This is a genomic window from Mesorhizobium sp. WSM4884 (assembly GCF_029625675.1).
Classification (GTDB): domain Bacteria; phylum Pseudomonadota; class Alphaproteobacteria; order Rhizobiales; family Rhizobiaceae; genus Mesorhizobium.
Map to the genome: position 1 here is coordinate 121,569 of NZ_JARTVO010000001.1, position 12,165 is coordinate 133,733.

General features: G+C 64.5%; 5 protein-coding genes. 1 reads left to right on the forward strand and 4 read right to left on the reverse strand.

Going from position 1 to position 12,165, the window contains the following annotated elements:
• Positions 1 to 47: 47 nt before the first annotated feature.
• The 4 genes from P9236_RS00540 to P9236_RS00555 all read right to left on the reverse strand — a co-directional run bounded on the left by P9236_RS00540 (position 48) and on the right by P9236_RS00555 (position 9,955).
• Entirely contained in the window at positions 48 to 1,076 is a 1,029-nt protein-coding gene (locus tag P9236_RS00540) for a sulfate ABC transporter substrate-binding protein (protein WP_278072658.1), read from the reverse strand.
• Between the two features lie 300 nt (positions 1,077 to 1,376).
• Positions 1,377 to 2,114, reverse strand: coding sequence for a M15 family metallopeptidase (locus P9236_RS00545; RefSeq protein ID WP_278072659.1), 738 nt, complete (start codon positions 2,112 to 2,114; stop codon positions 1,377 to 1,379).
• A 64-nt stretch (positions 2,115 to 2,178) separates the two neighbouring features.
• A complete protein-coding gene (gene pbpC, locus P9236_RS00550; protein WP_278072660.1) occupies positions 2,179 to 4,269 on the reverse strand; it encodes a penicillin-binding protein 1C in 2,091 nt (696 codons plus the stop codon).
• Between the two features lie 205 nt (positions 4,270 to 4,474).
• Positions 4,475 to 9,955, reverse strand: a complete 5,481-nt coding sequence (locus tag P9236_RS00555; RefSeq protein ID WP_278072661.1) for an alpha-2-macroglobulin family protein — start codon at positions 9,953 to 9,955, stop codon at positions 4,475 to 4,477.
• Positions 9,956 to 10,234: 279 nt separating this feature from the next.
• Here P9236_RS00555 and P9236_RS00560 point away from each other — a divergent pair, with 279 nt between their 5' ends.
• Positions 10,235 to 12,163 carry an autotransporter assembly complex family protein gene (locus P9236_RS00560; RefSeq protein ID WP_278072662.1) on the forward strand — a complete coding sequence of 643 codons (1,929 nt, stop codon included), beginning with the start codon at positions 10,235 to 10,237 and terminating at the stop codon, positions 12,161 to 12,163.
• Positions 12,164 to 12,165: the final 2 nt, after the last annotated feature.

Consider the following 12,165-nt stretch of genomic DNA (forward strand, 5'->3'; position numbering starts at 1 on the left):
GCGCAGTCGCATTCGGCCGGTAGCCCAAGGCTCACCGCCGTCCGGCCTCACTGGGCCGGCTTGTAGATCTGGTCGAATATACCACCGTCGCCGAAATGGTAAGGCTGCGCTTTCTTCCAGCCGCCGAATTGCGGGTCGTCGATGGTGACAAGCTTGATTGCCGGCAGCTTGGCAAGGTCCTCGGCCGGCACCAGGTCGGGCTTGGCCGGACGATAGTGGTTCTTGGCGATCAAGGTCTGCCCCTCCTTGGAGTAGAGCCAGCCGAGGTAAGCTTCGGCGATCTTGCGCGTGCCCTTGGCGTCGACATTGGCATCGACCACGGCGACTGGCGGCTCGGCCAGGATCGAGGTCGGCGGATAGATGATGTCGAAATTGTTGGCGCCGAATTCGTCGAGCGCGAGATAGGCTTCGTTCTCCCAAGCGATCAGCACGTCGCCCAGCCCCTTCTGCGCGAAGGTCACCGTCGAGCCACGGGCGCCGGTGTCGAGCACCGGGACGTTCGCATAGAGCTTGCCGACGAATTCCTTGGTCTTGGCTTCGTCGTTGCCGTCATTGGCGTTGGCATAGGCCCAGGCGGCAAGATAGTTCCAGCGCGCGCCGCCGGAAGTCTTCGGGTTGGGCGTGATCACCTGGACGCCGTCCTTCACCAGATCGTTCCAGTCGTGGATGCCCTTGGGATTGCCCTTGCGCACCAGGAAGATGATGGTCGAAGTGTAGGGCGCGGAATTATTCTCGAATTTTTTGCGCCAGTCCGGATTGATCTTCTTCGTTTTGGAGGCGATGGCGTTGATGTCGCCTTCGAGCGCGAGCGTCACGACATCGGCGTCGAGGCCGTCGATCACGGCACGGGCCTGCGCGCCCGATCCGCCATGCGATTGCTGGATGGCGACGGTTTCGCCGGTTTCCGCCTTCCAGTGCGCGGCGAAGGCCTCGTCATAGGCCTTGTAGAGTTCACGTGTCGGATCGTAGGACACGTTGAGAATAGTCGTGTCGGCAAACGCGAAACCGAGCGTGCCGAACTGGACAGATGTGGCGACCAGCGCGCCGAGCAGTTTCCTGAAATGAGGATTGGTCATTTCCGCCTCCGTTGAACTGCTGCGAACTCTAGCGAGTTTATAGAAATTAGATGCATTGAATGTTGCCTTTTTCGCCGCCTTGCAGAAATTTCTCGCCGAGCGGCGGCCAATCGAGGAAATAACTTCCTCAATTGGCGGGCGTGGTTCATCGTCAGCGGGCCTAATTAGAAGCGATAGGGGGCAGGACAAGCCCCACGCCTAAAGCATGTCTCCCGAAAGTGGGAACCGGTTTCGGGACAAAGACATGCGTAAAATCAAAAGCTAAAGCGCATGGAGCGAATCCGAACGATCGCGACGCGCCTAGTTGGCGGTCACCGGGAAATCGAAGCGGCGTTTTGGAAATGGTTCGCCGACAAGCGTGAAATGCCACCATTCGCGGGCGTAGTTGCGGAAGCCGGCGGCGAGCATGGCGGCGACCAGCATCTTGCGGTTGGCGGCCGCTTCGGCGGCGAGAGGGCGGTGGGCCGTCTCGCTCGCCGGATCGAAACAGTCGAAGCCGGTGCCGAAATCGAATGTGCCGGTATTGGCTGCGCCGCAAGCGGGGTGAATGGCGCTTTTCTTGTCCATAGCGGTGATGGCGAGGTCGACGGTCGAGCCGCGCGAATGGCTGGAGAGTTCGCCGACGTAACCCTTGGCGATGAGATCGCCCCGCCCGATCGTCGGATACCATCGCGGGTCAGGCGGGCCGCCCTGTTTTGTCCATTCGCGCATGTCGGCGACGGCCCGCGCCGGGCGGTAGCAGTCGAAGACGACGAGAGTCAGACCCTTGGGGCCAATAGCTTTCTGAACACTGGAGAGCGCCCTTGCGGCCTTTTCGGTCAGGATGCAGACCGGTGCGTCATAGCCGTCGACCCTGCGGTGCAGGAAGTTTTCTCGGCCAGCATAGCGGACGTCTTGGCGAATGGATCGATCGACGTCGGCGAGCCTGACGAAGCCGGCGGGCAGGGGATCGGCGTGGGCGGGGGAGGAGATCGCGGTCAGGGAAGCTGCGAGGATCGCAGTTGCTCTCAGCGAAGGTTGGCGCGAGGCACCGGACATCGGGCGAGAAATTCCGTGAGCCGAAGGCCTAAGAAGCGCAATGAGCTGAATCGCTTGCAGCCTTCTATTCAACGAAAACCTTCACGCTGGCCGCGCGGCCGGCGGCGTCGATCACCGTCAGCGTCGAGTAGCCGGTGCCGTCGGGCTGCCAGGTCGCGGTGCGGCGGCGATCTATGCCGGCAAGCGGCTTGCCGTTGGCGAGCCATCGGAACGGCGCGCGGCCGCCCTGAAGCTTCAGCACAAGCGGCGTGGCGTCTGCCGAGTTGGTGCCGAGATCGACGCGGGCGCCGTCCGGCGGGAAGATGATGGTGGGTGCCGGCTCGGTCGGCGTTGCCTGCACCAGCCCGTCCGACCCGGCGCCGAAGCGGGCGAGCGTCACCGGCAATTCCTCGCGCTTGGGATTGAAGACGCCCGGCGGTCGGCCTGGCAGCGGCACGCCGGCGAGACCGGAGCGGACAAAGCCCTCGAACAGGATCGGCGCCGCCGAGACGTAGCCCGACACGCCAGGGATCGGGCTGGCGTCGGCGCGGCCGACCCACACACCCAGCACGTAGCGGCCGTCGAAGCCGACCGACCAGGCATCGCGATAGCCGTAGGAGGTGCCGGTCTTGTAGGCGATACCGCGCTGCATGGCGCCTTCGGGTGGCTTCACACCGGACAGGATGTCGTCGATCTGCCAGGCGGCCTGGTCGTCGAGAATGGTGGCGGTGGTGCGCTCGGCATCGGCCGGTTCGGTGCCGTCATGCAGCGTGTGCATCTTGCCGCCATTGGCAAGGCCCGTATAGAGCTGCACCAGGTCGCGTAATGTCACGCCGGCGCCGCCGAGCCCGATCGCCAAGCCCGGCGCCTCGTTGAGCGGCAGGACCAGGTTGACGCCAGCCTGACGGAAACGCGCGGTCAGCCTTGTCGGGCCGACCGCATCGAGCACCCGGATCGCCGGCACGTTGAGCGAAAGCTGCAGCGCCTGGCGGATCGAGACGTCGCCCTGGTAGCCCATGTCGAAATTCTTCGGCCGATAGCCACCGAAATCGGCCGGGCTGTCCTCGATGATAGTCTCCTGCGCCACCAGGCCTTGCTCGAAGGCGAGCCCGTAGATGAAGGGCTTCAGTGTCGAGCCGGGTGAACGCACCACCTTGGTCATGTCGATCCAGCCGGAACGGCTGGCGTCGAAGAAATCGGCGGAGCCGACCTCGCCGAGAATGTCGCCGGTGCGGGCATCGGCCATCACCATCGCGATGGAAAGCTTGGGCCCGAGCTTTCTGGCGGCCTCCCTTGCCACCTGCTCAAGCCCTTGCTGGACGCTTCTGCGGATGGTGAGCTGCAGCGGCTTGCCGGGTTCCGCCTTGGGCAGCATGGCGTAGGAAGCATGCGCGGCCAGCGCCGGCAGTTTTCGGCGCAGACCTGAGACATCGTCGAGCGCCGCACGCGCGGCCTCTCTTTCGTTGAGCAGGCCGGCGGAAACCATGCGGGTGAGCACACGGTCGCGTGCTGCATGGGCGATGTCGAGGTTGCGGTCGGGCCGGCGTTTTTCGGGCAGTTGCGGCAGTGCGACGAGGAGGGCAGATTCCGAAACGGTCAGCCGCTTCGGCTCCTTGCCGAAATAGGCGAGCGAGGCGGCGCGCACGCCTTCGAGATTGCCGCCATAGGGCGCCAGCGTCAGATAGCGTTCGAGGATCTCCTGCTTGGAAAGCCTCTGCTCGATCTGGATGGCGCGAAGGATCTGCTTGAGCTTGGAGCCGAGGCTGCGGCTGTCGCGCGGCTCGATCAGACGGGCAAGCTGCATCGACAGGGTCGAGCCGCCCGAGACGATACGGCCGCTGGTGACGAACTGGCCGGCGGCGCGGCAGAGCGCCAGAACGTCGACACCACGGTGATCCCAGAAGCGCTTGTCCTCATAGGCGACCAGCATGTCGACGAACTCTTTGTCGATCTGGTCGAGGCGGGTTTCGAGCCGCCAATAGCCGTCGGGCGTCGCGAAGGCCCGCAACAGCTGGCCGTCGCGATCCTGCACCTCGGTCGAGACCGTCAGCGTCGCTGGCAGCGGCGGCGGAAAGGCGCGGTCGAGTTCCCAGAGGGCGGCTGCGGCGATTGCTGCAAACCCAGCGAGTGAAGCTGCGGCGATGCCTGCTTGACGGAGAAATTTCTTGGAGAGCATGGCGCTGCCCCTCAACCGCCTGCCGGCACCTTCTCCCCGTATAGTGACGGGGAGAAGGGGGCTATCCGCGACGTCGGCTTCGGCCCTGCGACTTTGGCGATTGGCGAAAACCTCGACGCAAGCCCCTTTCTCCCCGTCACTATACGGGGAGAAATGTCCGGCAGGACAATGAGGGGCAGCGCCATCGCTATGTCTATCAAGGCGCTTACTCCGCCTTGACCTCCATCATGCCGGAGGCGGTGCGGGCCGAGTATTGCGGCCGATACATGTCCTCCACCGTCGCCGCCGGATGGGCATAGGTGCCGGGCGTCACGGCGCGCACGACATAGGCCAGCGTGATGTTGCGGTCGCCGTCGCCTTCGTTCGGGTTGAAGGCGGCAACGAAACGGTCGTCGCGGAACTCCAGATGCGCGGCGTCGGTCTGCGCCAGCCAGGAGAAGTTCGACAATTGCGCGCTGGAAACCAGGCTCGGGTTGTCGATCTCGAAGCCGGCCGGCAACAGATCGGTCACCAGAACGCGCGAAGGCCAGTTGTTCTGCTCATAGACCTTGAGCACGACGACATAGCGCTCGTTCTGCTTGGCCTCGGTGACGTTGGCCTCCGTGCCGTCGAGCCTGTAGTAGGTGCGATCGATGGTGAAGCCGTCGCCGCCGGCCGGCAGCGGTTCCACCGGTGCCGCCACCGCGGTTACCACCGCCTGCAGCGGCATCGTGCCGGTGTTGCCGATGGTGAGCGGGCTGCCCTCCAGATCGCTGCCGGAGATACGGTCGGAATAGCCGCCGGAATGCGGCGCGCCGTTGATGGAAAGCGTGATGGAATCATTGCCTTCCTTCAGCGCTCGGGCGGCAAGCAGCATCCAGGCCTCGTCCTGCGTGCTCGTCCAGCGGGCATCGGCGCGTTCCCTGGCGACCAGCCTGATCAGCTGCGGTACGATGCTCGGCACAGGCTTCGATTCCGCCGCCAGCGCCAACATCGCCGCGCCATCGCGCAGCGGCGAGCCGTAGTCGGAGCGGTAATAGTCGTACTCGGTGCTTGCCTGGGCCAGCCGCAGCGCCGCCTGGAACGTCGCCTCCGAACGCTGTGTGTCGCCGTAGAGCGCGAGGCTGGCCGCGAGCTGCGCGACCGCCATCGGGCTCGAGAAGGCTTCGAGCTGCGTGTCGGCATAATAGCGGAGGTCGCCGATCGAGGCCTTCTTGTTGCGGGCCAGCACATAGAGCGCGTAGGCGATCTCACTGCCGCGATCCTGGACGTCCTGGTCGTAGCCGAGCGAGTTCTGCAGGTTGTTCAACGCCTGGTTCATCGCCTGGGCCGGCACGTCGTATTTCTGCTCGCGCGCCCGGGTCAGGAATTCACTGACATAGGCGTCGAGCCAGAGATCGCCGGAGCCCGGACCCCAGAGGCCGAAGCTGCCGCTCGACGCCTGATAGCTCAGCACCTTGTAGACGGCGTCCTGGATGCGGCCGTGCAGTTCGCGATCGTTCTCCATGCCGATGCTTTTGGCCATGTCGTTGACATAGAGCAGCGGCATGGCGCGGCTGGTGGTCTGCTCGGCGCAGCCATAAGGATAGCGGTCGAGGCTCATCAACAGCGAGGGCACGTCGAAGGCGGCGGCTTGCGAAACGCCGACGCTGACCGAGGCGCCGTCGAGCACGCTTGCCGCGAGCAGCTCCTTGTCGATGCGCAGCGAACCGCCTTTGGGCTTCAGGTCGACCACCATGCGATTGGTGACCGGGAGCTGGGCCGGACGCACCGGCAGGTAGAGCGTCTGCTCGACCTCGGCGCCGCTGTCATGGGCGAGCTTGACGGTGATCGAGGCGTCACCTGCCGTCTGCGCGATCAGCGGGATTGAGAGCGACTGCCGCTTGCCTTGGGCAAGCGTGAGCTTTTCGGGCAAGGGCTTGTCGCCGGTCGAGAGATCGCCGGTCGTGATGACCGACAGCTTGTAGTCGCCGACGGGGCCGTCGGTGTCGGCGATGTCGAGGCGCATGGTCGCGGCATCGCCGGGTGCCAGGAATCGCGGCAGGCCGGCGGTGATAACCACCGGATCGCGCACGATGACGTCAGTCTGGGCATGGCCGACCGCCTCCTTGGTCCAGGCGACAGCCATGACCCGCACGGTGCCGTTGAACTGCGGGATGTCGAAGTCGACCCGTGCCTTGCCGTTGGCATCGAGCTCGACCGGACCGGAGAAGAAGGCGACCAGCTTCTCGGTCGGCGGGCTGCCTTGCGACTGCATGTTGGCGCCGTCGCCGCCGGTTCGCAACTTGCCGGTGGTGCCGAGCGAGCCGTCGATCAGGCGGCCGTAGAGGTCGCGGATCTCGAGACCCAGCATGCGCTGGCCGAAGAACCAGTCCTCCGGATCGGGCGCCTTGTAATTGGTGAGGTTGAGGATGCCAACGTCGACGGCCGCCACCATCACATAGGCGTTGGTTCCGGGTTGCGCGCCGTTGACGGCAACCGGGATCGACAACTGCTGACGCGGCGCGGTCTTTTCAGGGGGCGTCAGCGCAACAGTGAGCTTCTTCGAGCCGGGATCGACGGTCAGCCATTTGACGCCGATGGCGCGCGCCGGCATGCGTGATTGCTCGGCATCGCCCGGCCGGAACAACGTCGCCGTGACATAGGCGCCGGCGCCCCAATCATCGCCGACCGGGATGTCGACCGTGCTGCCGCCGGCCGGCACCGAGGCGGTGACGGTCTTCAAGAGCTTTTCGGCGCCGATGGTGATCAGCAGTTCGCCGGCGAAATGCGGCGAAATCTTCAGCTTGGCGACCTCGCCGGCGGCATAAGTGTCTTTGTCGAGGGCGATCTCCAGGCCGTCCGGGGTCTCGGTAGTGGTCGAAGCGACATACCAGCCGGCGTCGAACTCATAGCTGGTCGCCGGACCCTCCGGGTCGGCCGTCTCGACCTCCAGCCGGTAGCGGCCCCAGTCGACCGGAAGCGACACGGTCGCCTCGCCGTCGGCCTTGATGTCGATCTGGCCGTTGGCGACGGCCTTGGTGAGGTTCACTGCTTCATAATTCCAGGAATTGTTCGAGCGGTACCATTGGTAGTTGCGCTCGACCTTGACCAGCGACCACTGGGCGCCTTTCAGCTCTTCGCGCTTGCCGTTCGGATCGACGGCGATGATGCTGAACTTCGCGGTTCCGCCTTGCGGCACCTCGCCGCCTTCGAAGTCCGGACGGATACCGATCATCTCCTTTTCCGGATGAACGGCGATGTCGAGCGAGCGCTCGACGGCGCGGCCGCCGGCTTCGCGCATGCGCACGGTCACCTTGGCGTTGATCAGCTTGGTGGTCGAGGGCAACTGGTCGATCGAGACCGGGAAGGTCGCCTTGCCGTCGTCGCCGACGACGGGAAGATTGGCGAGCGGCGTCACCGTGGGTTCGGCCGACTGCTCGTCGGCGAGACCGAAGGTGAAGTCCTTGAACCGGTCCCAGCTGTCCGTGGTCGACAGGGTCATCTCGCCTTCGAGCGCGAGGCCGGCGGCCGGCGCGCCATAGAGGAAGCGGCCGTCGACGCTGACATTGGCTGTCTCGCCCTGAGCGATCTCCTTCTTGTCGGCGGTCAGGTCGAACTCGATGCGATCCGGCACGAAGTCCTCGACCAGGAACATCTGGCTCGCCACCGGCGACTGCTTGGGATCGGTGTAGATCGATACCGTCCAGGTGCCTCGCATGGCGTTCGGCTCTAGCGGCAGGTCGACGGCATGGCCGCCGGCGGAGACGCCGTCGCTGACGATGCGGCGGTTCTCGACGCCGTCGGGACGGGTGAAGATGAAGGTGAGCGGCAGGTTCTCGACCGCCTTGCCGGCACCGTCGCGGGCAAGCGCCGCGACATGGACGTCCTCGCCGGCACGGTAGATGCCGCGCTCGGTCCAGGCATAGACGTCGAGCGCGCCGGGCGCGGCACGCCCGGCAACGCCGCGATCCGACAGATCGAAGCCAGCGCGGCCCATGTCGAGGAAGACGAAGTCGTTGTCGCCCTGCTTGGCCATCAGCACGGCCGGCACCATGCCGCCTTCGCCGCGGGTGAGGCCCGGGTTGAACACGGCGTGGCCTTCGGCGTCGGAAGTCGCGGTGCCGAGAATCTCGTTGTTCTTGGCAAGCAGCGTCAGTTCGGCGCCGGCGATCGGCTTGGCGGAGCCGAGCGAGCGGGCAAAGACATTGAGGCCGTCCTGGCCGGTATAGGTGGACAGACCGATGTCGGAAACGACGAGCCACTGGGTGGCGCGCGACCCATACTCGTCGCTCTTGTCGTCGACTGGCTGGGCGGTCAGCACATAGACACCGGGCTTGCGCTGCGGGATCGCCTCGTCGACCGGGAAGGAGGTAGTGACCTCCTTGTTGAGGTCGTTGGCGATATCGAGCGTGCCTTCCCAGACGGGCTCGCCCATCTGGTCGGAAATGGTGGAAATGTCATAGCCGTCGAGCTGATGCAGGAACTGATAGCCGGACAGTAGCTGCGCCAGCGACCGGTCGCCGATGCGATAGAGCTTCATCTTGGCAGCGTTCATGTTGACGGTGACGACCGGGATGCCGCGACGGGCGCCGGCCGGCAGCACGAAGCTGTCGCCGGTGAAGCGGGCGGACGGGGCGCGGTCCTGGACATAGATCGACAGCACGACCGGGGCGGCGATCGTCTCGCCGATCGCGGCCGGCAGGCCGGCGCGGAAGGTCACGTCATAATGCTGGCCGTGCTCCAGCCCTTCGACGCAGATCTGCTTGTCCTTGGCCTCGACGGCTTTGGGGGCGGCGTTGTCGACGGTGATGAACTGCGAATAGTCGACGCCGGTCTTGACCAGTTCCTCGGAGAACTGCGCGCAGATGCGTGGTGAAGAGGAATCGGCGTCGACAGAATGGTCGATGACCCGGAATCCCTTGCGCGCCTTGAGGTCGGCATAGTCGGCCTGGACGGATGGCGAGTTCACCAGCGCGAGGCTCGCCTCATAGGCCTGGATCGCCGGCCGAAAAAGGTCGCGCTTGTCGAGGCCGGCGGCCAGCAGGGCCAAGGCTTCGGCTCGGGTCTTTGCCGTGCGCACCAGCTTATAGGCGTTGAAGGCGGCCGAGGTGATGTTTGCCGGCAAGGTCGAGGGTTCGGGGGTGTTGGCAGCCGGCTGCACGCCTAGCGTCTCACGCGCCAGCGCCAGCCAGAGCGCGCCGTCGTCCGGCAGGACGGAAAGGGCCGCCTGGTATTTCTGCATGGCCAGACGATGGTCGCCGGTCAGCGCCGCCTGCTCGGCCGCGGCCTGGAGCGCCGCCAAGCCCTCGGTCGGCTTGTCATAGGCCGGGTCGGTCAGCTTGTTGCGGAACTGCTGCGCCTGGTCGGCCATCCAGCTGGGGAAGAAGGCGAGCGCCGGCGGGGCGCCGATGTCGGGATCGCCGTCGACATTGGCGATCTTGCCGGCGACTGCGCCGCTGAACGGTTTGAGCTGGTTATAGTCGGATTTGAGAAAGCACCATTTGGCCTTGGTGTTGTAGGTGAAGGCGCGGCAGGCAGGGTCGCCGAGGCATGTGGTCTTGCATTGGTCGAGGCTGACATTCTGGTCGGACCTGAGGTCGAAACCGAAATAGTCGGAATTGTCGGTCGTCACGATTCGCCTGGCTTCGGCCGCAACTGCTGCACCACTCAAGGCGAAAAAGAGAAGGAGAAGGATAGAGAGACCACGAGCCGCGCGCATTGCCACATCACCCTCCAGACATTGCCAGCGTCCGGGCATGATCAAGCATCAAACGGGCTTGTCAACGCCGGAACGCGGCAGGTTTTTTCCACCTGCCAACGGTTTCCATGCCGGCCAAAGGCCGGTATTTCGACAGAGCCTCTATGAGAAGGATCACACTTTCTTGCGAAGATGCAAAAGGTGTGAATTCCAAGCCCGGTCTATTTAAGACAATTGGATTATGGCCCCTTTACGAGCGTTTCAGAACTTCATTCCAATTTTAGATTTGTCGACTAGGTTGTCTTAATGCCGGCGCATGAAACGCAGATGTCAGGAGGGATCGCGCCAGGGCGCGGGCTTCCGCGCGCCCTGCTTTTGGCGCTTGTCTGCTCGGCCATCCTCGCCGGTGAAGCACGGACGGCGGCCGCTTTCGAGATTTTCGGCATCAAGCTCTGGGGTTCGTCCAAGGACGAGGATGCCGATATCGTCGATCCTCTGCGCTATTCGGTGACGATCGATGCACCGGATGCCGACAAGGACCTGGCCGAGAGGCTGGAGAATGCCTCGGCGCTCAAAAGCGACGAAGAGCATCCGGTATCAGGGTCGCTCGGCCTGATGGCCAAGGCGCGCAGCGACCGGGAACAGCTCGTTGCCGCCCTTTACGCCGACGCCCGCTACGAAGGCGTGGTCACAATCACCATCCAGGGCAAGTCGATAGACGAACTGCCGCCGGATGCCGAGTTCAAGGGACCGCAGCCCATTCCGGTGGTCGTCAGCGTTGCGGCCGGTCCTAAATTCACGCTGGGCAACATCATGCTGAAAGGCGACGCGGCGGGCCTGGCGAGCGCCGATTTCGGCCTGATCGCAGGCGGCGATGCAGGATCGGGCGCGGTGCTCAAGGCTGAAGCGGCGATCGTACGCGCCTTGAAGGAAGAGGGCAGGCCGCTCGCCAAGGTGACGGATCGCGAGATCGTCGCCGATCACGCCACCGCGACGCTCGACGTCACGCTGACGGTGGCGGCCGGCCCAGTTGCCGGCTATGGCGACACGACGGTCGAGGGCACCGAGAAGGTCGATCGCGATTTCACCGAATACATGACCGGGCTGAAGCGGGGTCAGCAATATTCGCCGCAAGAGATTGACGATGCCCGCGATCGCCTGCTCGGGCTCGAGGTCTTCAACAGCGTGACCATCAAGGAAGGCGACAACCTCGACGCCCAAGGCAATATTCCCATGGACGTCCAGGTCAGCGAGCGCAAGCCGCGCTTTTTCGGCATCGGCGGCACGTTTTCGAATACGGAAGGGCTGGGACTGGAGGGCTATTGGGGCCACCGCAACCTGTTCGGCCAGGCGGAGAAGCTGCGTATCGACGGCTCCATCAGCGGCATCGGCAGCAACAGCCTTTCCGCGCTCAACTACAATGCCGGCATCATGTTCGAGAAGCCGGGCGTGCTCGGGCCGACATCGAAGTTCTTCACCGGCATCAAGACGGTATTCGAGCACCCCGACGCCTACGACCATTTCTCGGTCAAGGGCAATATCGGCGTCTCCTACGATCTCGACAAAAGGCAGCGGGTCTCCGCCGAATTCGCCCTCGACTATTCGCGGATCACCGACGCCTTCGGCAAGCACACCTACCTGATCGCCAGCGTTCCGCTGCAATATGTCTATGACAGCCGCGACAACAAGCTCAACCCGACCAGGGGTTTTCGGGCGCTCGCCTACGCCGAGCCGAGCTACGATATCCTGAACGGTGCGACCTTCCTCAAGCTGAAGGGCGAAGGCTCCGCCTACCAATCGCTCGACACGGCAAGCAGATTTGTGCTCGCCGAACGCGCCGCCATCGGTTCGATCGTCGGCACCGGCCTCCAGAACGTGCCCGCCGACCGGCGCTTCTATTCCGGCGGCGGCGGTTCGGTGCGCGGCTATGCCTATCAGGGCATCGGCCCGAAGGACATCGACGGCCAGCCGATCGGCGGCCTGTCTTTCTTCGAAACCTCGGTCGAGATGCGCATAGCAATTACGGACACGATCGGCATCGTGCCCTTCGTCGATGCCGGCACGGTGTCAACGAAATCCTTCCCCGATTTCGCGGACGTCAAGGTCGGCGCCGGCGTCGGCCTGCGCTATCTCACCCCGTTCGGGCCGCTGCGCGTCGATGCGGCCTTGCCGCTCAACCGCGATCCGAGCGATCCGCATTTCGGCATTTATGCCGGCATCGGTCAGGCGTTCTGACG